Source organism: Burkholderia stagnalis, from assembly GCF_902830275.1.
Lineage (GTDB): Bacteria > Pseudomonadota > Gammaproteobacteria > Burkholderiales > Burkholderiaceae > Burkholderia > Burkholderia stagnalis.
In genome coordinates this window covers 1-24,135 of the sequence record NZ_CADESW010000001.1, presented here as the reverse complement: position 1 = coordinate 24,135, position 24,135 = coordinate 1, and the positions used below count along the sequence as shown (strand labels likewise).

Genomic DNA, 24,135 nt, shown 5'->3' with positions numbered 1-24,135 from the left:
AATGCTCGAAGTCATCGCACATCTGATCCATGCCGTTCGCGGTGCGCTGCGTGGCATTCATGCTCCGACCGGCGCGCGGCGCGACACGTGTGCCGCGCGCCGGGTGCGAGCGCTGCAGCTCATCGTGTCTTCCGCCGTATGCATTGTGTCGATGCCGTCAAATGCGTCGCTGTCGATTGTCGGGACGCGCTTCGTTTTCCCGGGCGATGCGAAGACGCTCGCAATAGGCGTGCGCAATGTGGGCGATGCACCGGTGCTCGTGCAGACGTGGCTCGATGACGGAAAACCGGACGCGAATCCGGCGACGATCCGGGTTCCGTTCATGCTTGCGCCGCCGATCTTCCGGCTCGATCCGATGCAAAAGCGGGCCATTCGCGTGCAATACCTCGAAGGCGGGTTGGCGACTGATCGCGAGTCGCTGTTCTGGATCAATGTTCTCGAATTGCCGCCCTCGGCCTCGGCCTCGGATGGTGATCGTACGCTTCGCGTCGTGTATCGGGTGCGCATGAAACTGCTGTTTCGACCCGTTGGGCTCGCCAGCGCGCCCGACGGAGCGCCGGACGCGTTGCATTGGGCAATTGATCGTCCTGCCGCCGACGCTGCGCGACTCGTCGCCACGAACCCGTCGCCGTATTACGTCGCGCTCACCCGTGTCGAACTGGGCGGAGCCCCTCCCAAGCCCGTATCTCGCGCGACGGATGTTCCGCCATTTGGCCGGGTCGAATGGCCGGTGCACGGTGACCTGGCCGAATTCGGCACTGTCGTCTACGAGGCGGTGCGCGATGACGGCTCGTTGATCGAGCGCCGCGCGCCGCTCGAGCAGCGTTGAACCGTTGGGTTCGGCACTGTGGACGGAGCGCTGCAAGCGTGCCGACGCATGCGGTGAACGTCGGCCGCATGCATATCGAGGATGAAGCGAATTGCAGGCCCCGTTCTGCCCGGGATATTAGGCAGAGTTTCATTCAATAAGGAAGACCATCGATGAACAAGAACTACGCATTGGTATGGAATGACAGCCAGGGGTGCTGGAACGTCGCCGGCGAGGGCACGCGCCGACGCAAGAAATCCGGTTCGAGCGAGGTAATTCGCGCAGCGTTCGCGGCGTTCGGCATTGCGGCGCTGTCGCCCGCGTACGCATTGCCGACCGGTGAGAACATCGTGTCGGGCAGCGGCGATATCGTTCGCTCCCAGGACGGCCGCAATATGTCGATCAACCAGCATTCCGACAAGTTGGTGACGGAATGGGGTGCGTTCGGCGTCAATGGCGGCGAGCGCTTGACGTTCAACCAGCCGTCGAGCACGTCGATCGCGCTCAACCGTGTGATCGGTACAAGCTCGAGCTCGATCCAGGGCAAGATCGACGCGAACGGCCGCGTGTTTCTCGTGAACCCGAACGGAATCGTGTTCGGCAGTGGTGCGCAAGTCAACGTAGGCGGGCTGGTCGCGTCGACGCGCAACATCACGAACGAGGATTTCGCCGCAGGCAATTACCGCTTTGCGGGTGATTCCGTGTTTTCGGTCATCAACAACGGCTCGATCACGGCAGCGGAAGGCGGCTCGGTCGCGCTGCTCGGCGCGAAGGTTCATAACCAGGGCACCGTAACGGCGCAGATGGGAACGGTTGCGCTCGGCGCGGGCAAGGACGTCACGCTGAATTTTGACGGCAACAAGCTGCTCAGCGTCCAGGTCAACGAGGGCGCGGTCGACGCGCTCGCGGCCAACGCCGGCCTGTTGAAGGCCGACGGCGGCCAGGTGCTGATGAGCGCCAGGTCAGCCAATGCGCTGCTCGACACGATCGTGAACAACCAAGGCAGCATCGAGGCGAAGACGCTGCGTAATATCGCCGGCAAAATCGTGCTCGACGGCGGCGAGGGCGGCACGGTGGAAGTTGCAGGTGCGATGAACGCGAGCGCGCTCACGACGCCGGGCAACGCCGGTACGATCGAAAATCGCGGCGCAAACGTCAAGGTCGCGCTAGGCGCAATCGTGGATACGCGTGCGAGCAACGGGCTGACGGGTGTGTGGCGGATCGAGTCATCTGACGTCGACGTGGCGCCGAATGCAACCATGACCGGCACGATCGCTGCGGACACGCTGTCGCGCAGTCTCGCCTCGACGAATGTCGAACTTGCCGCAATGCAGGGCAAGGTCTCGGTGAACGGTGCGGTGCGCTGGAACAGCGCCAACCGGCTGACGCTGGCTTCTCAGCAGGGCGACGTCGCACTGAACCGCGACGTCGAAGCGAGCGGCGCGAACGCACACCTCGAAGTGAATGCGCGGAAGTCGGCACGTATCGGCGCCAACGTTGCCCTGACGGGCACGAACGCGGGGCTGACGTTGAACTATGACGACGGTTATGAACTCGGGCGTGGCGCTTCGGTCAAGTTGTCCGGCGCGGGCGCCGGTTTCGACTCGAACGGCTTCCGCTACACGGTGATCCAGAATGGCGATCAGTTGCAAAACATTGATCGCAACCTGAATGGGCTGTATGTGCTGGGCAACGACCTCAAGGGCGGATGGTTGTTCAAAGAGGCGCTGACGCCGATCGGCGGTGCGTCGGCATTCAATGGTGTGTTCGATGGCCTCGGCAACACGATCAGCAACGTGAGTATCAGGAGCGACAGTGGCGCCGTCGGTTTGTTTGGCATGAACACCGGCCGCATTGCGAACCTGAATCTGGCGAACATGACGGTATGGGGTTCTTTGTGGGGGAGTGCGATGAAGATCGGCGGCCTCGTCGGCGAAAACCGCGGGCAGGTCTATAACGTCAGCGCGACCGGCATGGACGTCGGCAGCTCGTCGGCGAGCGCGAATGCCGTCGGCGGCCTCATCGGCGTGAACCGCGGCAGCGTCGCGAAGGCATACGTCAGCGGGACGGTGACGGGCAATTCGATGACGAGGGCGCTCGGCGGCCTGATCGGCGAGAACAGCGCCGACCGCCAACTGGCCGACGTCAAAAACAGCACGTCCGCCGCGTCGGTTTACGGCGGGGGGACGAATGCCTTGATCGGCGGCCTGATCGGCGTGAACCGCGGCGGCACAATCACCGCGTCGTCGAACGTCGGCTCGGTGTCCGGCGCATATGTCGAGGCGGACGTTGGCGGGCTGGTCGGCGCCAACCTCGCGGGGAGCATCGACGGATCGTTCTCGACGGGTTCGGTCCAAGGGGGGCGCAGTGGCTCCGCCGGCGGGCTCGTTGGCTACAACGAAGGTGAGATTTTCACGTCCTACGCGACCGGCGCGGTGACCGGGATCGGCGCTGATAGCGTCGGCGGCTTCGTCGGCGCGAACCAGGGCAAGCTCGCGAATGTGCGCGCGACGGGACGCGTAACGGGCACGTCGGCCGCAGCGATCGGCGGCTTTGCTGGCACCAACGGAAGCAGCGGCAGTATCGACACTGCGGAGGCGTATGGCGAGGTCATCGGCGGCGCTGGCCGGATCGGCGGTTTTGTCGGCAGCAACGCCGGCGGCGTGATCGCGCATTCGGTGGCGCGCGGCAAGACGACGGGCGGTGCTCGCAGCGAGACAGGCGGTTTTGCCGGCAACAACATCGGCGTGCTGACCAACGTGGAAGCGAGCGGCAACACTTCCGGCGGCACATCGAGCACGGTAGGTGGCCTCGTCGGTGTCAACGGCGCCGGGGCAACCGGCTCGATTCGGGTTGCATCCGCGACGGGCGATGTTAGCGGCGGCACGTCCAGCACGGTCGGCGGCCTTGTTGGCGTGAATAAGGACACGATCGCTGATGCGCGTGCGTCCGGAACGGTGAGTAGTGGTTGGCAGTCGACGCTCGGCGGTCTGATCGGTATCAACTACGGACCGGTCGACCGCTCGCTCGCGAGCGGCCGGATCATGCCGAGCGGTGTCCTGTTCTGGGAATCGACCTTTGGCGGGCTCGTCGGAGTCAACTACGGCAAGTTCCGTGGTAGCGCCGCCACCGGTGCGGCAGCTGCGGTCCAAATTGCCGGTATCAACAAGGGCTTGATCGAGTAATGCGCTGACGCGGCGGGCGCGCGACGCCGACGCATGATGTGGGCGTCGCCGCGCCCGCCGCTTTTCCAAAGACGAACATGATTCGAATCGAGATATCAAACGCGGCACGGTCGCGCGGTACGCGTGCTCCGGCCGTGCGGTTGCGCGGATGGTTGAGTATCGTCGCCGTGCTGGCAGGCGCGCATGCCTGGAGCAGTGCGCATGCCGAGATGGCCAATGTGCTGGCGGTGAACTGCAGTTTTTCCAATAAGGAGGTGAGTCAGTGGCGGGAGGTCACGCCGCTGACCCAAAGCACGCCGGTCGGATCGATTCTTTACGTGCGTCAGATCAACCTGTTCACCTCGTATCAATTCGGCAGCTTGGTTACCGCCCCGCAAGAGCTGGTTTTGGGCGGCCATTGGTCGTTGCAAGGCGGCGCCGTCACGAACGGTGTGGCACAGACCAACGTGGACGGAATCGGTTTGAAATGGGCTGCCATCGGCAGCGACGGCGTCGAGAGGCCAGTCGCGCAAGGCGGACGCCCGACGGCATTCGCGAAAATTGACGTCAAGCGGGATACCGGGGCGACCGTTCCAGGCGATACCATGGTTACCCAGTATCTTCAATATCTCGTGCTGACCAAGCCAGCCAGTCAGTTGCCGCAAGGTGATCTCGTGGTTAGCGATCTGCCGGCCAATCCGGTCCTTGCGCTGTACGCAGTGGATCTGCCGAAGGGCACCGCGAGCCTTGGGAGCATATTCGACATGCCGACGTCCACCACGCCACCGAATCTGTGCAAGTCGCCAATCAATTACACCGGGGCGGGCAACATAAATATCGATGGCGGGGGGGCGGTAACCGTGCCGAACAAATGCGACGTGGTATCGGACAGCATCGTGCCCGTTGAGCTGGGCAACTTCGCGGTGAGCCAGTTCGGTGCGCTGAACGCGACATCGGCGCCGGTCGATTTCAGCATTTCTCTCAGCAATTGTGCAGCTTCGGCCAAGCCGACCATCAGCTTCCGTGACAAGGCCGCGCAGCCGAATGCGGACAAGACGCTGCTGCAGTTGAGCGCGCCGACGGGCCGCGCGGTCGCGCAGGGTTTCAACATCGTGATGACCAATGCGTCGACGGGCGAGCGGATTGCCTATGGCGATCCGGGCAGCGCGAAGCAGTACTCGATGAAGCGCGTCGGCGACATGGCGACGATTCCGCTGCGCGCGCAATATATCCGTACCGGGATCGACGCCGAGTTGAAGCCGGGCTATGCGGGCGGAGCAGCGGAGTTCACGTTCACCTTTCCATGATCCGAGGGCAAACGCTTGTCACGCTTGATGCGATGGATCGTGCCGCCGTTCTACTGTCGTGACAGTTCATGCGGTCGCCCTGACCGAATTGCCAATCTCATGCAGATTGTTGCAGTGCGGAGAGGAGGATCGACGGGCCGGATGCCGAGCGCAGCGGGCGCACGGCGGCGGCTACGCTCACAGTTCGGGGAAACCCGAGCGGCCTTGCGTGAGATCGAACAGCGCGGTGCGCGCGTCGGCTTCGGCCGTAACCGGCAGGCGGATCACGAGGCGCACGGTCATCGTGTAGGCGCTGTCGGCCAGTTCATAGCCGGCCTGCTCGATCCAGCGGCGCACGCGCGCTTCGTCCGGGTAGCCGATTTCGATCGCGAGCCGCGTGTAATGGATGCGCTCGACGCGTTCGGCGTCGAGCAGCGCCGACGCAATCGCGTCCGTATACGCGCGCACCAGCCCGCCGGCGCCGAGCTTGACGCCGCCGTAGTAGCGCACGACCGCGCCCAGCACACCGTCCAGGTCGTGATGGCGCAGCACCTCGAGGATCGGCCGGCCGGCGGTGCCGGACGGCTCGCCGTCGTCCGACATGCCCGACTGGCCGCCGGCAAGCAGCGCCCAGCAGACGTGCGTCGCGGCAGGGTGTTCGTCGCGCAGGCGCTGCAGCGCCTGCATCGCGGCGTCGCGATCCTCGACGGGCATCGCATACGCGATGAAGCGGCTCTTGCGGATTTCGAGTTCGCGGGTGTAGGTGGTGGCGAGCGAGTAGGTCATGTCCTGTATGCCGGGAAACCGGATGGATTCAGCGGCATCGTTCGTTTCCGTTCAACCGTGGCGAGCGGCGTCCGGTACGGAAGCGGACGGGCAGCGGCTGGCTGCACGCGGTGCGTTGACTGAAAGAGGGTGATTTTACCGTGGTGTGCGTCGTGCGCGTTTCGTGAGCGTTCGACGCGTGGAAGAAGCGGGGGGGAAGTGGAGCAGGGCTTAGGTGTGGACGCTCGGCGCTCGCATATGGCAGCGTTCTCGAACTAGCTCACTTGATGAAACACATGGCCGCGCCCACTGGCCATCGCCGAGCGCCCACGCCTAAGCCGTATCGGAAAGTCGGGTAAAGGAAACTGCCGCCGACACGGAGCCGAGGAAGCATACGGGTTGAAGCCGTCCCGACCAATTGGACAAGACCGAAAATTCAAGCAAAGATTGTCTGTCGAAGCCGACGTTCATCTACGGCCAGTTCGGCTGCGTGAACGGCGATGGCGAGATGAACACCGGACTGTCGACGAATGACGCGTTGCCCGGGGCGGCCCGGCTCGACGCTCGGCGTTGCAGCCGGCATTCGTCACCTGTTCCGACCGATTCAACTCATCCATGAAGGGCACCGGAGATGATCAAGGAAGGCGAACTGTTGTGGGCGCCGAGCGAGGCGCTCGCCCGCGGCTCCAATCTCGCGCGCTATCTCGACTGGCTGGCGGCCGAATGCGATCTGGCGTTCCCGGACTACGATGCACTGTGGAACTGGTCGGTGCGCGAGCCCGATGCGTTCTGGGCGTCGATCTGGCGATGGCATGACGTGCGGTACGACGGCTCGGCGCACCGGGTGACCGACGGCGCGCCGATGCCGCATACGCGCTGGTTTCCGGATGCGCGCGTCAACTATGCGGAGCACGTGTTGCGGCATGCCGCGCACGCGGATGCGAAGCAGCCGGCGTTTCATCACGCAACCGAGACGACGCCGCTGCAAACGATGCCGCTCGCCGATCTCGCGAGCCAGGTGCGGCGCTTTGCGACGCGCCTGCGCGAGCTTGGCGTGCGGCCGGGCGATCGTGTCGTCGCGTACCTGCCGAACGTGCCGGAATGCGCGGTGGCGATGCTCGCGGCCATCAGCATCGGCGCGGTGTGGTCGTCGGCCGCGATCGATTTCGGCGTGCGGACGGTCGTCGATCGCTTCCGGCAGATCGAGCCGACCGTGCTGATCGCGGCCGACGGCTATCGCTTCGGCGGCAAGGCATTCGATCGGCAGCATGAAGCGCTCGGGATCGCGCGTGCGCTGCCGTCGCTGCGCACGCTGATCTGGCTGCCGAACCTCGCCGACGGGGTGCCGGCCGATGCGTCGTCGCTGCCGTGCGCGGTGCAGGCATGGGACGCGATGCTGTCCGGCCCGGACGTGCCGCCCGATGCATTCCGTTTCGAGCGCGTCGGCGCCAGCCATCCGCTGTGGATCGTGTTCTCGTCGGGGACGACGGGCCTGCCGAAGGCGATCGTGCACAGCCATGCCGGCATGCTGGTCGAGCACCTGAAGATACTGCACCTGCACATGGACCTGCGTCCGGGCGACGTGATGTTCTTCTACAGCACGACCGGCTGGATGATGTGGAACATGCTGGTGGCCGCGCTGCTGACCGGCGCGTCCGCGGTGCTCTACGACGGCAGCCCGATGCACGGCGGCCCCGAGTGCCTGTGGCGGCTGGCGGCCGACGCGGGCGCGACCTGCTTCGGCGGCAGCCCGACCTTCGTGCAGATGATGGAGAAGGCCGGCCTCGAGCCGGGCCGCCGGTTCGACCTGTCGGCGCTCAGGAGCGTGCTGCTGAGCGGCGCGCCGAGCACGCCGGAGACGTTCGCGTGGTTCTATCGCAACGTGAAATCCGACCTGTGGGTGACGTCGCAGTCCGGCGGCACGGAGCTGTGCAGCGGGCTGGTCGGTGGCGTGCCGTTGCTGCCGGTGCGCGCCGGCGAGATCCAGGCGCGCGTGCTCGGAATGGCCGTCGACGTATGGAGCGATGACGGCAAACCGCTCGTCGACGAAGTCGGCGAGCTCGTCGTCACGCAGCCGGCGCCGTCGATGCCGATCTTCTTCTGGAACGACGCAGGCGACGCGCGTTATCGCGAGTCCTATTTCGAGCATTTCCCCGGCACCTGGCGGCATGGCGATTTCATGCGCTTGACGGCGCACGGCGGGTGTTACATCTACGGCCGCGCGGATTCGACGCTGAACCGCTACGGCGTGCGGATCGGCTCGGCGGAGATCTACCGCGTCGTCGAGGAAATCGACGCGGTGGCCGACAGCCTGGTCGTCTGCTGCGAGATGCCGAACGGCGGCTTCTTCATGCCGCTGTTCCTGCGCCTGCGTGACGGCGCGGTGCTCGACGACGCGCTGCGTGCGCACATTGCCGAGCGGCTGCGCACGCTGTGCAGCCCGCGTCATGTGCCGGACACGATGGTCACGATGGAGCAGATTCCCTACACCCTGACCGGCAAGAAGATGGAGGTGCCGGTGCGCAAGATCCTGATGGGGCGCCCGGCCGAGCAGGCGGCGAGCCGCGACGCGATGGCGAATCCGGCCGCGCTCGATGCATACGTCGCGTTTGCCGGCACGATGGTGCGATGAAAGCGGTGGCGGCGATGGCGGTGCCTGGCCGCAGGTGCGGCCGAGGCGCGGCATGATGTGCTGGACGCCGTCGTACTGCCAGCCGCATGTGCCGGCGTCGGCCGCCTGCAGCGCCCGCGCGAGGATCGACAGGCCGCCCGGGGGCGCGGCGCCTGCGATACGCGCGTGACCCAGCCCTCGTAGCGCTGCTGGATCACGACGTCGTCGTGCGCGACGAGCGCGAGCGTCGAGAGCGGCGTCCGACCGGCCGCGCGCGAAATCGCCGAGGCGTGCGACGTTCACCAGCCGCGCCCGATGGCGCAACGCGTGATCGGGCGCGATGAGCGCGTAGATCGACGCGAGCCCGTCGAGATCGAAGTGATCGAAGTGATCGAAGTGATCGAAGTGATCGAAGTGATCGAAGTGATCGGTCGTCACGCAGCGCACGTCCGGATCGACGGACGTTTCGGACACGAAGCGCAGCACCCTTTCGGTCGACCGGTTGGCCCGGTAGCGGGCAGTCGTGCGATTCGACGGCCAGTGCGACAGCGTGAGCCGCGTCGCCGCGTTGTGGATCGTGTCGGCCGCGACGTTCGGCGCGTCGCCGGCATGATCGAACGGCAGGAACCCGAGGCGATCGCGCGGCAAGAGACGGCAAGGCGCCGAGCGCGGCGGACTGGCGGCGGTTGTCGACCGGCTGGCGCGACCTGCTGAACGAACGGATCCGGAAGCTCACCCAGTCGCGTGACCAGATGGACGGGTGTATCGGCTGCGGGTGCCTGTCGATAAAGGATTGCCCGCTGAGAAACCCGGGCGATCAGCTGAGCGAACGCGGGCAGGGCGCGGTGCTGCTCGAAGGCGCGCCTGCCCGCAAGCGCAAGGCGACGTGACGCCGGCGTCCATGCCGCCGGCGCGCGCGCGTTACGCGTGCCCCGCGACCGCGTGCGGCACGTACGGCGCTTCGAGCGCCGCGATTTCCTCGGCGGTCAGCTCGAGCGAGAGCGCCGCGACGGCGTCTTCCAGATGCCGCGCTTTCGACGCCCCGATGATCGGCGCGGTCACCCCCGACTTCTGCAGCAGCCACGCGAGCGCGACCTGCGCACGCGGCACGTCGCGCGCATGCGCGATCGTCGCGACGGCTTCGACGATCGCGCGATCGCTGTCGGCATGCGCTGCGTAAAGCGTCTTGCCGAATACGTCGCTCTCGAGCCGCTCGCTCGTCGCATCCCAGTCGCGCGTGAGGCGGCCGCGCGCGAGCGGGCTCCACGGCAGCACCGCGATGCCCTGGTCGTCGCACAGCGGCAGCATCTCGCGCTCTTCCTCGCGATACAGCAGGTTCAGGTGATCCTGCATGCTGACGAACGGCGTCCAGCCGTTCAGCTTCGACGTATACAGCGCCTTGCTGAACTGCCACGCATGCATCGACGATGCGCCGATATAGCGCGCCTTGCCGGCCTTCACGACATCGTGCAGCGCTTCGAGCGTTTCCTCGATCGGCGTGTGATAGTCCCAGCGGTGGATCTGGTAGAGGTCGACGTAATCGGTGCCGAGCCGCTTGAGGCTGTGGTCGATCTCGGTGAGGATGGCCTTGCGCGAGAGGCCCGCGCCGTTCGGGCCGGGGCGCACGCGGTGGAACACCTTGGTCGCGATCACGACGTCGTCGCGCTTCGCGAAGTCGCGCAGCGCGCGGCCGACGATCTCCTCCGACGTGCCTTCCGAGTACATGTTGGCGGTGTCGAAGAAGTTGATGCCGGCGTCGAGTGCCTGGCGGATGAGCGGGCGGCTCGCGTCTTCGTCGAGCGTCCACGGGTGCGTGCCGCGATCGGGTGCGCCGTAAGTCATGCAGCCGAGGCACAGGCGCGACACCTGCAGCCCGGTCGAACCGAGCCTGACGTAGTCCATTGCTGTTGCTCCTTGCGATGATCCGGAGGGATGTGCGCCGCGCGCGCCGGTGCGCGCGCGGCGGACTCGCGCAAGTGTATTACCGTGCGCGGAAACGCGCCGGGCGCCGCCGCGCGCGGGCGCTCAGCCGCCTTGCAGCCGGATGTCGCGCGACGACGCGCCGACGGACACGGTGCCGCCCGGCACGTAGCGCCAGCCGTTGCGTGATGTATCCCATACGCTCTGCAGCCGCACCGGCACGCCGATGTGCACGCGCCGCGCTTCGCCCGGCTTCAGGTCGATCTTGTCCCAGCCGACCAGGCGGCGCGGCGGCTCGTCCTTGTATGGCACGCCGAGATACACCTGCGGCACTTCCGCGCCGGCCACGGGGCCGTCGTTGCGCACGGTGAACGCGACGTCCAGCGAGCCGTCGCGCTGCCGCGACACGGCGAGCCCGGAGTACGAGAAGTGCGTATACGACAGGCCGAAGCCGAACTCGAACATCGGCTTCACGTTCTTCGCGTCGTACCACCGGTAGCCCATGTTCAGCTTTTCCGCATAGACGGGATCGTTGTCGAACGCGCCGTTCTGCCCCCAGGTGGGCGTGTCCTGGTCGCGCGCGGGGAACGTGACGGGCAGCTTGCCGGACGGGTTGACCTTGCCGAACAGCACGTTCGCGATCGCCGCGCCGCCGCGTTCGCCCGGATACCACGCCGCGACGATCGCGGACACGCGGTCCTTCCACGGCATCAGCACCGGATTGCCGCTCTCGACCACGACGACGGTATGCGGATTCGCGCGCGCGACCGCGTCGACGAGCGCGTCCTGGTTCGACGGGTTCGCGAGGGCGAGGCTTTGCAGGTCGCCGAAATCCTCCCCGGCCGGCTGCGCGACCACGACGATCGCGACGTCCGAGCGCGCCGCGAGCGCGGCCGCCTGGTCGATCTCCTGCTGCGTATAGGCGCGGAACGGTGCCTGCTGGTCGCTGTTGCCGGCGAACGTGACCTGCGCGGCGGGCGCGAGCGCGCGGATCGCCGCGACGATCGGCACGTCGACCTTCAGCCACGGGTTGCGCCACCAGCTGCAGCCGGTCGACGTGCCGAACGCGAGGCCGCCGCAGCCCGCGAACGCGCCCGTGACCGGATTGCGCGTGTTGCCGGAGCCGCCGCCGGACAGCACGGCCGCGTCCGCGTGTCCGCCGATCACCGCGATGCGCGCCAGCGCGGGCGCCGCGAGCGGCAGCTGGTTGCCGTCGTTCTTGAGCAGCACGATCGACTGTTCGGCGGCCGCCTGTGCGAAGCGCCCGGCCGACGCGAAGTCGATCGCGCCGCCGCCCTTGGGCGGATCGTCCATCACGCCGATGCGGATCATCGCGGCCAGCTTGCGGCGCACCATGTCGTCGAGCCGCGCGGTCGACACCGAGCCGTTCGCGATCGCCTGCCGCACCGCCGCCGGCGTCAGGTACACGCTCGGCCCGACGTCTTCCTCCTCGTCGAGGCCCGCATTGATCGCCTTCGCGGTGCTGTGCGTCGCGCCCCAGTCGGACTGCACCTGGCCCTCGAAGCCCCATTCGTTCTTCAGCACGTCGTTCAGCAGATGCGCGTTCTCGCACGCATAGTCGCCGTTCAGCCGGTTGTAGCTGCACATCACGCTGCCCGGCCGCGCGCGCTTCGCGGCGATCTCGAACGGCAGCAGGTAGAGCTCGCGCAGCGTGCGCTCGTCGAGCTGGCTGTTGCCGCCCATCCGGCCGTGCTCCTGCTCGTTGGCCGCGTAGTGCTTGATGGTCGCGATCACCTTGTGCCGCTGCGTCGCGAGCGTGCGCTCGGCGAGCAGGTCGCCGGCAAGCAGCGGATCCTCGCCGAGATACTCGAACAGCCGGCCGCCGCGCGGCTCGCGCGCGAGGTTGGTGCCGCCGCCGAGGCCCATGCCGAATCCCTGCGCGCGCAACTGGATCGCGACCTGCCGGCCGTAGTCGTACGACAGGCGGCGATCCCAGCTCGCGGCCACGGCGATCGTCGCGGGGAAGGTCGTGCTGGCCTGCGACGTGCTGCCGGAGCCGGTCGCCGAATCGACCATGTTCAGGTCCGGAATGCCGAGCCGCGGCACGCCCTGGATATAGCCGGCGCCGCCGCCGGGCACTTGCGACATCTCGTATTTCGAGTGGATGAACTGGAGCTTCTCGTCGAGCGTCATCCGGTGGACGAGCGCGTCCGCGCGACGTTGCGCGCCGGCCGATGCGAAGGATTCGACGGCGTCGGTGGGCAAGGTGAAATCGGCCGAGGCTGCTGCGCAGGCGCCCGTGCTGAGGGACGCCAGCAGCACGGCAGCCGGCCAGAGGTTGATCCGCATGTTGCTGTCTCCATGAACGTGATGCGGGTTATTCGATCGGGGTCAGGGACGGCGCACGCCCGATGGGTTCGCACCGGACGCTGCCGGCGGGCGATGCGGGGTGGCTTCAGTGTCGGCATGCCCGGCCGGGCAGAGGATCGCGACGGCGGGTGCGGGTGTAGCGATCCTCTGCAGCGACCAATGGTATGAATGTAGTTTGACTACAGCATCGGTGTTTCTACCGATACGTCCGATCTTTATGCGATAACGCCGCTCGTCGCGTCAGGCGAGCAGTCAACGTTTCCGGCCGCGGGCCGGCGCGGCGTAAGAAGTACCGGGGCGAACGGGCAGCGCGGGCGGCGTGGGCGATGGCTAGCGTGCGTCGCCGGAGGGCCGGGCGGCCGGCTTGCGCGCGCGCGACAGCGGATTGGCGACGTAGCGGATCGCGCGATCGCTGAGCGCGGTCGACGGCAGCAGGCAGACCGTCGTCAGTCCGCACACGGCGAGTTTCTTGACGGGCCGCCAGAACGGGTTGCGCAGCACCGTATGCCAGTAGCGTCCCGACTCGCGTGCGAACCAGCGCCAGCGCCGCGCGAACGGCGCGCGATACAGCGCGCTGGCGAAGCGCGCTTTCTCGATCGAGAAATCGTACGGCGTGCTCGGCAGCGTCTCGTGCAGCCGCGCATGGACGAGCGTGCGCAGCAGGGCCCAGCGCGCCAGGGTCTTGTATGCGCCGGTCGCGCCGTCTTCCGCGTTGGCGAATGCGAGGTCGGCGGCGCCACCCGTCGCGCCGTCGGCGCAGTGGTGCGCGCGGTAGCCGCCGAGCGGCGCATCGATCGTGCGGACCGCGCCCAGCAGCGCGACGCCGTAGATCGCGTAGAAGTCGGCGCCGTGGCGATTGTCGGGCGTGACGGGCACGGGGAAGATGCGCCGCAGCGCCGCAACCCGATACGCGTTGCCCGAGCCCGGCGGCGACGGATAGAGCCAGCCCGCGCGCAGCAGCCGGCCGCAATCGGCGTCGGGCGCCGACTGCGGGACCGTCACGCCGGTTGCCGCGCCGTCGCCGGTCAGCACGTCGAGCCGGAACTGCACCTTCACGCAGTCGCTCGATCCGAACGCCGCGAGCACGCGGCCGGCCGCGTCGCGGTAAAGCAGGTCGTCCGCGTCGAGGAAGATCACGTAGTTGCTCGCGACGTGTTCCAGCGCGCGGTTGTATGCGGCGACCTGGCCGCGATTCTCCTGGAAGATCGCGGTGATGCGCTCGCCGTACGAACGCATGATGTCGCGCGATGCGTCGGTCGAGCCGTCGTCGACGACCAGCACGCGAACGCCGCGGACAGTCTGCGCGAGTGCGGAATCGATCGCGACACGCAGGTACGCGCCGTGGTTGTAGTTGCAGATGGCGATGGTCAGGTCTGCCATGAATTGCTCCTGGGCGGGATTCGGTACGGCAAGCGAAGCGCTCCGGGGCCGCACCGCGGCCGGCGTGGGCGGCGCGCCCGCGCCGCTAGCGGCGCGTGGCGGGACGGCCGATCAGCGGAATGCCGGCGCGATAGACGACGGCCGCGAGCGCGGCGGCAACCGCGGCCTCGGCCAGCAGTACGGCCGCCGCAGCGCCTTGTTCGGCGAAGTACTTCGCGAGCACGGGCAGCAGCGCGACATTGACGATGCCGGACGACACCAGGATGCGCGTGAACGCTTTCTTCATCCCGAGCGGCAGCAGCGTCTGCACGCCGAACAGGTCGGTCATGCCGGCCATGAACGGAATGAAGGCCATCCAGCGCAGCACGTTGACGGTCGGCGCGTACGACGGGCCGTACAGCAGGCGCACCGCGAGCGGCGCGCCGAAAAAGATCGCGAGCGAGATCGCCAGCACCAGCGCGAACTGCACGACGAGCAGCTTGCGCAGGAACGCCATCGCCTCGTTGCGCGCATGCCGCATCAGGTAGCTGATGCGCGGATACGCGGCCGCTTTCAGCGGCTGCAGCATGCTGAGGGCGGCGCGCACGAGCTTGTCGCCGGCCGCGAAGTAGCCGGCGGCGACATTGCCCGACACGAAGCCGAGCAGCACCGTGTTCGTCGACGCGTAGAACGCGACCGACGTCGACGCGAGGAACACCTGCCAGCCGCCTTGCAGCGCTTCGGCGACGTCCGCGATGCGCACGCGCACGAACGCGACCTCGCGGCACGCGAACATGTACGCGACGACCGCGAGGCCCGAGCCGAGCGGCACGGCCGCGTTGACGATCATCGCGGCGGTCAGGTCGGCGGGGCCGCGCACGAGCACGAACATCGCCGGAATGCTCAGCGCGCGGCAGACGAACAGGATCACGCTGAAGACGCGCAGCTTCTGGACGCCCTGGAAGTACCAGCCGGGCGTGAGCGCCGCGCCGACCGGCATCCCGAAGCCGATCAGCAGCAGCGTGCGGTCCGCGCCGAAGCGCGCGACGACGAAGGTCAGCGCGAGCAGCACCGTGAAGCCGAGCGCGGCGATCGCGAGCTGCGCGACGAAGGTCGACCAGAAGATGCGCGAGCGTTCGGCGCGGTCGTCGCGCGCGAGCGCGATGCGCGGCGTCGCGGTCAGGTCGAAGCTGTAGCAGGTCCAGTTGATGAAATACGCGACGACCGCGAGCGAGAACGCGAGCTGGCCGTAGCCCTGCGGGCCGAGCGCGTGCGTGAGCAGCGGCACGATCAGCAGCGGCGCCGCGTACGTCGAGATCTGCAGCGACAGCAGCAGGACGAAATTCTTCTTTACGGTTGACATACGGTCGAGCGGCGCCGCGGGTGAAGGATGACGACACGCGCCGGCCGCCGCGCCGGATTCGCGGCCGGTGGGGCCGGCGCGCGGCCACGTCGTCCCGGCAGCCATGATACGGACGGCGCGCGCGCGCTTTGTTCGCAAGCCAACCGTACGGAGATTCGTTCGTGCCGGGCGATTCGCGCAGGCCCCGGCCCGGGCGTTGCTTCGTCGCCGTGATGAATGGTTTTGTAAGCTGGCGCACCGAAGCACGCTCGGCGCGAGTGATTAAATCGGACGTTATCGCGTCATGCGTCACGGCCGGAGCGACAGATGGGGGCGCCGCGGCGCATCCGGGATGCTTGCCGGCATCCGATAACAATCACCGATCCCGAGGAGTGCCAAGTGAAGCCGATAGCGTTCGACGGCTGCGTGGGCTGGTTGCATGAAGGACATACCGGGCAGGGCGTCGTGCTGTGCGAGCCGCTCGGCCACGAAGCGCTGTGGACCCACAAGCTGACGCGCGCGCTCGCGGAGCGGCTGGCCCGCGACGGCGTCACGGCGCTGCGTTTCAACTACCCGTGCGCGGGGGATTCGGCCGGCGATGATCTCGACGCGGGGCGCTTCGCGGCCTGCGTCGCCAGCATTCGCCACGCGATCGACGCGCTGCGCGCGCAGGCGGACATCGACACGCTGACGCTCGTCGGCATCCGCGCGGGCGCGTTGTTCGCGATGCTCGCGGCGGCGGACACGCACCCGGCTGCGCACGCCGATGCGATCGTCGCGCTGGCGCCGGTCGTCCGCGGCCGGGCGTACCTGCGCGAGCTGTCGCTCGTGCAGCGCCAGTGGCTCGATACGGCGCCGCCGCCGATCCGGCACGCGCAGCAGGACGAACCGTGCCTGAACGTGCTTGGCCATCGCTACCCGGCCGACCTCGTGAACGACCTCAAGCCGCTCGACCTGTGCCGGATCGTGCGCGAGGCCCGCTCGCTGCCCGGCGCGATGCTGCTGGTTCACACCGGTTACGACGATGGCCCGGCGCTGCGCGCCGCGTTGCAGTCGCGCGGCGTGGACGTCGCGACCGAAGCATTCGCGGAATGGCCGAGGGCGTTGCTCGATGGCACGTATTCGCGGTTGCCGCGCGCGGCGCTCGAAACCGTCGCGCACTGGATCGCGGGCCGAGGGCCGCGCCGCGCGGCGTCCGGCCGTGCACGGCCCGACACGCGCGCCGCGTGGGATGCAAACGCCGTCGCGCCGCTCGAGATGGACGGCCTGACCGAACGTGTCGTCGCCGTCGGCGCGGATCGGCTCGTCGGGGTGCTGTGCTGCCCGGCCAGCCCGCCGCCGCCGGGAGGGCCGGCCCTGCTGATCGCGACCACGGCCGCGAATCCGCGCAGCGCCGACGGGCGCGTCGGCGTGCGCATCGCCCGGGCGATGGCGCGCAGCGGTATCACGACGCTGCGGATCGACGTGAACGGGGTCGGCGACAGCGGGCCGCATGCGCCGGACGCGCAGTCGGGCGTCGTCTATTCGAGCGCGACGATCGACGACGTCGCGGCCGCCGCCGCGTGGCTGCGCGAGCGCGGTTACGCGCAGGTCGTCGCGCTCGGCGTCTGTTCGGGCGCGTATGCGTCGCTGCACGCGGCCGCGCGCGACGGTGCGCTGAGCGGCGTGATCGCGATCAACCTGGCCCGCTTCGTGTGGCCGGCCGGCCTGACGCTCGACGCCGCGCAGAAGCAGCGCAACAACTCGGTGCGCGGCTACCGCGCTTCGATGCGCGACTGGCGAAAGTGGCGGCGGCTCGTGCGCGAACGGCGCGACCCGCGGCCGATCCTGCGCGCGCTGGCCGCCAACCTCGTCGCGTGCGTGCGCGTGCCGGCGCTGGCGCTGGCCGCGCGCGCCGGCCGGGCGCCGCGCGCCGACACGCCGCGCGGCGTGATGCACGCGCTCGCGCAGCGCGGCGTGTGGACGCTGCTGGTCTACAGCGTATTCGATCCCGGCATCGACGACGTGCATCGGCATTTCGGCCCGCCGGCGCGCGCGTTCCGGCGCTCGTGTCACGTCCGCCTGAGGACGCTGCCGCAGCTCGACCACGCGCTGTACGGCACGTCGGGCGCGGACGCAGTGATCGATCTCTGCCGCGAGGTATTGGGCGGCGCAGCGGAGTGGCCAGCCCGGAGCCTCGCCGGATCGCCCGTGGCGCGTGCGGCGGGCGCCCCGTTCGCCCCGGTCGCGGTGGCCCGTTCGCGGGCCGGCGCGGCGCGCGGCGGCGGGGCCGCGTGAGCCGATCGCGGGCCGAACATCGGCGTTCGGTGGGCTTGCTCACAGACGCGCCGCGCGATGCGGTGTCCAATCTGCCATTGGAATGCGGCGGCATGCGATGAGTGGGCTGCCGCACGGTTTTGGGAAGGACACGATGTTTTCATCCACGCAAAGGGACGCGACGCGAATGTCGCGATGGCGGCAAACGATGCAGGGCGCGACAGGCGCGCGCCGTTCGACGTGGCGACTGCGCGCGGCGCTCGCGGCGGCCGCGCTCGCGCTGACGGGGTGCGCGCTGGCGCCGGGCATGACGATGCCCGCGCCGGCCGGCAGCGACGCGAACGCGCGCGTGAGCGCGGCCGCGGCCGGCGCGGGCGGCCTGGCCGGCGTCCAGGACGTGTCGGGCGCGGACCTGATCGAGATCACCGGCGCGCTCGTCGACGCGCCGCAGGCCGCGCGGCCCGCGCCGGTCGCGGACGAGGTCCGGCAGTTGTTCGGCGTGGCGAAGCCATACGTGATCGGCCCGGGCGACGTGCTCAACATCGTCGTGTGGGATCACCCCGAACTGAATCTGCCGGTGACGCAGAACGCGGGCGGATCCGACGGCAGCGGCGCGAGTTCGGTCGCGACGGGCTATACGGTCGATGCCGACGGCAACCTGCAGTTCGCGTACGTCGGCACCCTGCACGTCGCGGGGCTGACCGAGGCGCAGGCGCGCGCGCGGCTCGCGAAGCGTCTCGGCGAATACGTGCGCGCGCCGCAGCTGGCGCTGCGCATCCAGGCGTATCGCAGCAAGCGCGTGCATCTCGACGGCGAGATCCGCGCGCCGGGGCTGCAGATCGTGACCGACGTGCCGATGACGCTGACGGAAGCGATCGATCGCGCCGGCGGCTTCACGGCGGGCGCGGACCGTTCGTCGGTGGCCGTGACGCGCGGCGACCGGACCGTGACGGTGAGCCTGCCCGGCCTGCTCGCGGCGGGCGTCAATCCGTCGCGGATCCTGCTGCGCGACGGCGATCTCGTGCGCGTGAACGCCGCGCGCGACAGCAAGGTATTCGTGCTCGGCGAGGTCGCGCGGCCGGCGACGCTGACGCTGACCGACGGGCGGATGAGCCTCGGCGAAGCGCTCGGCGACGCGGGCGGCGTCAGCCAGTACACGGCCGACGCGCGGCAGGTCTACGTCGTGCGCCGCGGGCCCGGCAACCGGCCGCTCGTGTATCACCTCGACGCGCAGTCGCCGGCCGCGCTGGCGCTGGCGGACCGCTTCCCGCTCGAGCGCCGCGACGTGGTGTTCGTCGACGCGTCGTCGCTGGTGCGCTGGAGCCGCGTCGTCAACCTGCTGATTCCGTCGGCCGCGCAGGGCGCGCTGACGGCCAAGGCCATTTCGCCGTGAACCGCGCGTTCCGGATTTCGTCACCGCGCCTTGTCGCGCCACACGGGAATGACGCCGTATGACTGCATCCACTCCGCCTGATTCGCGCGACGAACCCGCGATGCGGCCGCCGCATCCGTATCGCCGCTACTGGGGCATGCTGGCCGGCGGCCGTCGCGTGATCGCCGCGCCGGTGCTCGCCTGCGGGATCGCGGGCGCCGTGTATGCGCTGTGCGCGCAGCCCGTCTACCGCTCCGACATCCTGTTTCAGGTCGAACAAAGCCCGACCGATTCGAAACCCGCGTCGCCGCCCGGTGACCCGTCGTCGGTGTTCGACCTGAAGACCGACGCGTCGACGGAAATCGAGGTGCTGAAGTCGCGCGCGGTGATGGCGCGCGCGGTCGACAGCACGAAGCTCTATATCGACGCGCGGCCGCGCTACCTGCCGCTGCTCGGCTGGCGGCTCGCGAACGGCGCCGACGCGCTGTCGACGCCGCTGCCGGGCGGCTACGTCACCGGCGCGGAAAGCATCGACGTCGCGACCTTCGACGTGCCGAAGCGCTTGCAGGAAAAGCGCTTCGTGCTGACGGCCGGCCGCGACGGCGCGTACACGCTGCAGCGCGCGGGCCTGTTCGGCGCGACGGGGCCGCTCTGGCAGGGCCGGGTCGGGCAGCCGCTGCACGCCGACACGCCGCACGGGCCGATCGACGTGTTCGTGCGCGACCTCGCGGGCGCGCCCGGCGCGCGCTTCGACCTGACCCGCTACGCGGCCGACGACGCGACCGAATGGCTGCAGAAAGCCGTGCTGGTCGCGGAGCGCGGCAAGCAGTCCAACATGATCGGCGCGACGCTCGACGGCACCGATCCGCTGCGCGACAGCCGGATCCTGAACGCGATCGGCGTCGCGTACCTCGCGCAGAACACGCAGCGCAAATCGGAGGCCGCGGATCGGCTGATCCGCTTCATGGACGCGCAGCTGCCGCAGCTCAAGCAGCAGCTCGAACGGGCGGAGAGCCGCTTCAACGCGTTTCGTGCGTCGCACGGCACGGTCAACACGAGCGACGACGGGCTCGCGTTGCGGCAGCAGTCGGTCGATCTCGAAACGCGCGTGCAGACGCTGCAGCAGCGGCGCCAGGAGCTGCTGACCCGCTTCATGCCGAAGCATCCGGCAATGGTGGCCGTCGATGCGCAACGCGCGGACGCGCAGCGCGAACTCGACGCGGTGCGCGCGCAGATCCGGCGCTTGCCGGGCGTCGAGCAGGGCATGCTGCAGCTTCAGCGCGACGTGGCCGTCGATACCGCGCTCTATACGAACCTGCTCAACGCGCGCCAGCAGATGACGCTGGCGCGCGCGAGCAAGAACGGCAACGTGCGGATCGTCGATGCCGCGAAGGCGGCCGACACGCCGATCGGGCCGCATCGCGGCATGGCCGCGATCGGCGCGCTGCTGCTCGGCCTGCTGGCCGGCGGCGCGATCGTCGTCGTGCGGCAGCGGCTCGCGGGCACGGCGGCCGATCCCGACGAGCTCGAATGGGCGACCGGCGTGCCCGTGTTCGCGACGGTGCCGCGCAGCGCGTCGTCCGCGCGGCCGGAACCGCGCGCGCGCGGCGGCCGGCGCGGCGGGGCGGCGCCCGCGCCGCATGACGCGGCGCTCGAGAGCCTGCGCGGTTTGCGCACGTCGCTGCAACTGGCGCTGGCGGATGCGCCGAACCGCGTCGTGCTGATCTCGGGACCGACGACGGGCGTCGGCAAGTCGTTCGTCGCCGCGCATCTGGCGGTGCTCGCCGGCACGTCGGGCCGGCGCGTGCTGCTGATCGACGCCGACCTGCGCAAGGGGTCGCTGCACGAGCGGTTCCGCTACAGCCGCGCGCCGGGCCTCACGGATATCGTCGGCGGCACGCACCGGCTCGACGAGGCGCTGAAGCGCGACGCGATGCCGGGGCTCGATTTCCTGCCGATGGGCAGCGTCGTCGCCGATCCGGGCGAACGGCTGCTGCGGCCCGCGCTCGAGGCGCTGATCGAGCGCGTGGCGTCGCAGTACGACATGGTCGTGATCGACGGGCCGCCGCTGCTGCCGGTGGCCGATTCGCTGGTGCTCGGGCGCATGGCCGGCACCGTGTTCCTGGTTGCCCGCAGCGGCGTGACGACGCTGACCGACATCGACGAGAGCATGCGGCGGCTCGCGCATGCGCAGGTCGGCGTTCGCGGCATGATCCTCAACGACTTCACGCGCGGCCCGGGCCGGTACGACTACGGCTATGCCGGTACGGACACCCATCAGGCAGCGTCCGGCTTCGCGGGCGTGGCGGCGGCGCGCGGGCCCGCGCGCTGACCGGGCGGCGATGCGCGGCATCCGGATGGAGCGACCAGCATGAATGACGTGCATGCGGATCGGCGCGCCGCGCCCCGGTCCGTCCATCGGGCGGTGCGGGCGCCGGTGCGCGCGCGGCGCGTGGCGGGCTACGACGGATACTGGTGGGAAGATCCGGCGCGCCTGATCCTGTTCTTCATCCTGCCGCTCTACGGGCTGCTGTCGCTCAGCCTGCTCGGCGGCCAGAAGGCGATCGCGCGGGTCTACTTCGACGGCTTCCACGCGTTCGCGGGCGCGCTGTTCCTCGCGGTCGCGATGGCAGCCGCGTGGCTCGTGCAGGCGGCGGTGCCGGAGCGCGCGGCAAGCGCCGCGCCGGTCGCGTTGCCGCCGCGCGTGCTCGACCTCGTGTTCGCGCTCGCGTTGACCGGCTATCTCGTGATGTCGAGCGGCGTGCTCGCGCAGCCCGCGCTGCTGCTCGCGTTCGTGCGCGGCGGCGCGAGCGCGTTCGACCTGCTTGAACTGAAAGGGCGCGTCGTCGGCCTGAGCACGCTCACGCAGGCGACGGCCGCGTACGTCGCGCTGTACTTCCACGTGTTCAGCACGCGCGTGAAGGGCTTCAACCGCTACAAGCTGTATCTCGTCGTGCTGGCGGTGCTGACGCTCGTCAGGAGCTTCATCTTCGCCGAGCGGCTCGCCGTGATCGAGATGGCGCTGCCGTGCGTGCTGATGATCGCGCGGTTCCGGCGCGGGCCGCGGCGCTCGGCGTGGGTGGCGCTCGGGCCGTTCGCCGCGGTGCCGCTGCTGGTCGGGTTCTTCATCGCGAACGAATACCACCGTTCGTGGGAAACCTACTACGTGAACCTGTACGACAACATCCTCGATTTCGCGCTCGAACGCCTCGGGCTGTACTACTCGACCGCGCTGAACAATGGCGCGGGGATCCTGAGCGTCCTCGGCTGGGGCAGCGCTCACCCGATGTTCACGTTCGACTGGCTGATCCGCTTCCCGGGCATCGGCAGCCTGTTCCAGCCGCTGCTCGATTCGGGCGACCGCATCGACGTGTTCCTGAACGGCTATGCCGATCCGGAATTCAACAACCCGTCCGGGATTTTCGTGCACTTCTACGAGTGGGGCTGGTTCGGGCTGCTCGTCGCGGCGTTCATCGGCGCGGTGTTCGGCAGAAGCTTCGCGGGCTGGCGTACCGGAAGCGGCTTCTGGTGCTGCGCGCATGCGGTGCTCTACGTGTCGCTGCTCGAGATCCTGCGGATTCCGAACCTGTTCAGCGGGCGCAATTTCGTTCCGCTGATGCTGCTGTTCGTCGTGTTCCGCCGTTTCGGCACGCAACGGTGACGCCCATGTGCCCATCCCGATGCCGTGGCCGCGCTCGTGCAATGGCGCTCGCCATCGGCATGGCCGCCGCGTTGCCGTCGTGGCCGCCGGCAGCCGCGGCGGCGCCCGCCGGCCAACGCGAACACGATGCGGCCGCGCCCGATGCGATCGTGCACTCGTCCGCCGACGGCGCCGACCAGGCCGATGCGCTGCAACGCGCGCTCGACGCGCTGCAGCGCGGCCAGCGGCTCATGCTCGCGCCGGGGCGCTACGTCGTCGGGCACGCGCTGACGGTGAAGCAGGCGAACGTCGCGATCTCGGGCTACGGCGCGACGCTGATCGCGACCGACCCGGAAGACCAGACCATCGAGCTGCGCGGCGATGGGACGACGCTCGCCGGGCTCACGCTGGTCGGCGCCGGCTCGACGCGCCTGACCACGCCCGCCTCGACGAAGGTGGACGTGACGGGGCGCGGCGTGCAGGTGCTCGACGTCGTGGTCGACGGCGGCGCGAGCGCCGGCATCTTCGTATTCGGCGGCCAGGACGTCGCGATCGTCGGCAACGAGATCCGCGCGACGCTCGCGGACGGCATCCACGTGACGCACGGCGCGCACAACGTGCTCGTGCAGGGCAACGTCGTGCGCGATACGGGCGACGACATGATCGCCGTCGTGAGCTACCGGAACGACGGCGCGCCGAGCGGCAACGTGCTGATTGCCGGCAATTCGCTCGAAGGCAACGAGTGGGGGCGGGGCGTGACGGTGGTCGGCGGCGCGGACGTGACGATCGCGGACAACATCGTGCGCGGCGTGCAGACGGGTGCGGGCATCCTCGTCGCGCAGGAGGACAGCTACCGGACCCATGACACGACCAACGTGCGCGTGACGGGCAACGCGATTTCGGACATCCAGCAGCCGGCGTCGCGGCCGGCGCGCGGGCCGCTGACCGGCCAGGCCGCGATCGACCTGAATGCCGGCTCGGGCAAGGTCACGCGCGTCGAGGTGACGGACAACCGGATCGCCCGCGCGCGCTTCGCGGGCGTTCGCATGCTGGGCAACGTGTGCGGGATTCGAATGTCGGGCAATCGGCTCGACGCGATCGGCGGTGCGCCGATCGCCGGCGAGTCGCGCGGCTGCGCGGCCGGCGAGGTGATGGTCGGCGCCGCGCTGCCGCCGTCGGCGGACGCAGCGTCGCAGGCCGCCGAGGCCGCGAGCGGCGGCGCCGACGCGCGCCTGATGCCGCATGTGCGCGAATGGCTTCGGCAGGCACGGCGCCGCGGCC

Annotated in this window: 15 protein-coding genes and 1 pseudogene; 10 read left to right on the top strand and 6 right to left on the bottom strand. The window is 69.1% G+C overall.

Features of this window, described 5'->3' with window-relative positions:
• Nucleotide 1: 1 nt before the first annotated feature.
• The 3 genes from HWY45_RS00080 to HWY45_RS00070 all read left to right on the top strand — a co-directional run bounded on the left by HWY45_RS00080 (nucleotide 2) and on the right by HWY45_RS00070 (nucleotide 5,279).
• Nucleotides 2–829, top strand: coding sequence for a fimbrial biogenesis chaperone (locus HWY45_RS00080; protein WP_059883000.1), 828 nt, complete (start codon nucleotides 2–4; stop codon nucleotides 827–829).
• 152 nt (nucleotides 830–981) lie between these two features.
• Nucleotides 982–3,993, top strand: a complete 3,012-nt coding sequence (locus HWY45_RS00075; protein ID WP_059882998.1) for a two-partner secretion domain-containing protein — start codon at nucleotides 982–984, stop codon at nucleotides 3,991–3,993.
• A gap of 77 nt (nucleotides 3,994–4,070) precedes the next feature.
• Nucleotides 4,071–5,279: a fimbrial protein gene (locus HWY45_RS00070; RefSeq protein WP_230946980.1), complete on the top strand. Its 1,209-nt coding sequence runs from the start codon at nucleotides 4,071–4,073 to the stop codon at nucleotides 5,277–5,279.
• A gap of 177 nt (nucleotides 5,280–5,456) precedes the next feature.
• Here HWY45_RS00070 and HWY45_RS00065 read toward each other — a convergent pair whose 3' ends face one another.
• Complete coding sequence (locus HWY45_RS00065) at nucleotides 5,457–6,044, bottom strand: IMPACT family protein (RefSeq protein WP_059882996.1); 588 nt, start codon at nucleotides 6,042–6,044, stop codon at nucleotides 5,457–5,459.
• A 610-nt stretch (nucleotides 6,045–6,654) separates the two neighbouring features.
• Between HWY45_RS00065 and HWY45_RS00060 the strand changes: the two genes are divergently transcribed.
• Nucleotides 6,655–8,655 (top strand): acetoacetate--CoA ligase, encoded by a 2,001-nt coding sequence (locus HWY45_RS00060; RefSeq protein ID WP_059882994.1) that lies wholly within the window; start codon nucleotides 6,655–6,657, stop codon nucleotides 8,653–8,655.
• Nucleotides 8,656–8,664: 9 nt separating this feature from the next.
• Here the strand turns inward: HWY45_RS00060 and HWY45_RS36665 are convergent.
• Nucleotides 8,665–9,345, bottom strand: a pseudogene (locus HWY45_RS36665) (DUF6687 family protein); the annotation flags it as partial.
• On the opposite strand from HWY45_RS36665, the gene HWY45_RS00050 reads away from it, so the two are divergent.
• Complete coding sequence (locus tag HWY45_RS00050; RefSeq protein WP_081069804.1) at nucleotides 9,321–9,524, top strand: MerR family transcriptional regulator; 204 nt, start codon at nucleotides 9,321–9,323, stop codon at nucleotides 9,522–9,524. The pseudogene HWY45_RS36665 and the gene HWY45_RS00050 sit on opposite strands and share 25 nt — an antisense overlap.
• 31 nt (nucleotides 9,525–9,555) lie before the next feature.
• Here the strand turns inward: HWY45_RS00050 and HWY45_RS00045 are convergent, their stop codons facing one another.
• The 4 genes from HWY45_RS00045 to HWY45_RS00030 all read right to left on the bottom strand — a co-directional run bounded on the left by HWY45_RS00045 (nucleotide 9,556) and on the right by HWY45_RS00030 (nucleotide 15,607).
• Nucleotides 9,556–10,536, bottom strand: coding sequence for an aldo/keto reductase (locus HWY45_RS00045; RefSeq protein WP_059882993.1), 981 nt, complete (start codon nucleotides 10,534–10,536; stop codon nucleotides 9,556–9,558).
• A 123-nt stretch (nucleotides 10,537–10,659) separates the two neighbouring features.
• Nucleotides 10,660–12,864, bottom strand: coding sequence for a glycoside hydrolase family 3 C-terminal domain-containing protein (locus HWY45_RS00040; RefSeq protein WP_059882990.1), 2,205 nt, complete (start codon nucleotides 12,862–12,864; stop codon nucleotides 10,660–10,662).
• Between the two features lie 351 nt (nucleotides 12,865–13,215).
• The gene (locus HWY45_RS00035) at nucleotides 13,216–14,265 is read right to left on the bottom strand and encodes a glycosyltransferase family 2 protein (protein WP_059882988.1); all 1,050 of its coding nucleotides are present in this window, start codon (nucleotides 14,263–14,265) and stop codon (nucleotides 13,216–13,218) included.
• Nucleotides 14,266–14,350: 85 nt separating this feature from the next.
• Nucleotides 14,351–15,607, bottom strand: a complete 1,257-nt coding sequence (locus HWY45_RS00030) for a flippase (protein ID WP_059882986.1) — start codon at nucleotides 15,605–15,607, stop codon at nucleotides 14,351–14,353.
• A 378-nt stretch (nucleotides 15,608–15,985) separates the two neighbouring features.
• Between HWY45_RS00030 and HWY45_RS00025 the strand changes: the two genes are divergently transcribed.
• The 5 genes from HWY45_RS00025 to HWY45_RS00005 form a co-directional block, all read left to right on the top strand.
• Nucleotides 15,986–17,863 (top strand): serine aminopeptidase domain-containing protein, encoded by a 1,878-nt coding sequence (locus HWY45_RS00025; RefSeq protein WP_059882984.1) that lies wholly within the window; start codon nucleotides 15,986–15,988, stop codon nucleotides 17,861–17,863.
• 187 nt (nucleotides 17,864–18,050) lie between these two features.
• Nucleotides 18,051–19,235 carry a polysaccharide biosynthesis/export family protein gene (locus HWY45_RS00020; protein ID WP_414143486.1) on the top strand — a complete coding sequence of 395 codons (1,185 nt, stop codon included), beginning with the start codon at nucleotides 18,051–18,053 and terminating at the stop codon, nucleotides 19,233–19,235.
• Between the two features lie 58 nt (nucleotides 19,236–19,293).
• Complete coding sequence (locus HWY45_RS00015; protein ID WP_059882982.1) at nucleotides 19,294–21,546, top strand: GNVR domain-containing protein; 2,253 nt, start codon at nucleotides 19,294–19,296, stop codon at nucleotides 21,544–21,546.
• A 39-nt stretch (nucleotides 21,547–21,585) separates the two neighbouring features.
• Nucleotides 21,586–22,875: an oligosaccharide repeat unit polymerase gene (locus tag HWY45_RS00010; RefSeq protein WP_230944782.1), complete on the top strand. Its 1,290-nt coding sequence runs from the start codon at nucleotides 21,586–21,588 to the stop codon at nucleotides 22,873–22,875.
• Between the two features lie 41 nt (nucleotides 22,876–22,916).
• Nucleotides 22,917–24,135: right-handed parallel beta-helix repeat-containing protein (locus HWY45_RS00005; protein WP_244110934.1), on the top strand; the 1,219-nt coding region annotated here is incomplete at its 3' end.

Excerpts from the sequence above, each read along its gene's own strand:
- HWY45_RS00080 (WP_059883000.1), top strand. The coding sequence starts at position 2 with ATGCTCGAAGTCATCGCACATCTGATCCATGCCGTTCGCGGTGCGCTG.
- HWY45_RS00075 (WP_059882998.1), top strand. The coding sequence starts at position 982 with ATGAACAAGAACTACGCATTGGTATGGAATGACAGCCAGGGGTGCTGG.
- HWY45_RS00070 (WP_230946980.1), top strand. The coding sequence starts at position 4,071 with ATGATTCGAATCGAGATATCAAACGCGGCACGGTCGCGCGGTACGCGT.
- HWY45_RS00065 (WP_059882996.1), bottom strand. The coding sequence starts at position 6,044 with ATGACCTACTCGCTCGCCACCACCTACACCCGCGAACTCGAAATCCGC.
- HWY45_RS00060 (WP_059882994.1), top strand. The coding sequence starts at position 6,655 with ATGATCAAGGAAGGCGAACTGTTGTGGGCGCCGAGCGAGGCGCTCGCC.
- HWY45_RS00045 (WP_059882993.1), bottom strand. The coding sequence starts at position 10,536 with ATGGACTACGTCAGGCTCGGTTCGACCGGGCTGCAGGTGTCGCGCCTG.
- HWY45_RS00040 (WP_059882990.1), bottom strand. The coding sequence starts at position 12,864 with ATGCGGATCAACCTCTGGCCGGCTGCCGTGCTGCTGGCGTCCCTCAGC.
- HWY45_RS00035 (WP_059882988.1), bottom strand. The coding sequence starts at position 14,265 with ATGGCAGACCTGACCATCGCCATCTGCAACTACAACCACGGCGCGTAC.
- HWY45_RS00030 (WP_059882986.1), bottom strand. The coding sequence starts at position 15,607 with ATGTCAACCGTAAAGAAGAATTTCGTCCTGCTGCTGTCGCTGCAGATC.
- HWY45_RS00020 (WP_414143486.1), top strand. The coding sequence starts at position 18,051 with ATGCAGGGCGCGACAGGCGCGCGCCGTTCGACGTGGCGACTGCGCGCG.
- HWY45_RS00015 (WP_059882982.1), top strand. The coding sequence starts at position 19,294 with ATGACTGCATCCACTCCGCCTGATTCGCGCGACGAACCCGCGATGCGG.
- HWY45_RS00010 (WP_230944782.1), top strand. The coding sequence starts at position 21,586 with ATGAATGACGTGCATGCGGATCGGCGCGCCGCGCCCCGGTCCGTCCAT.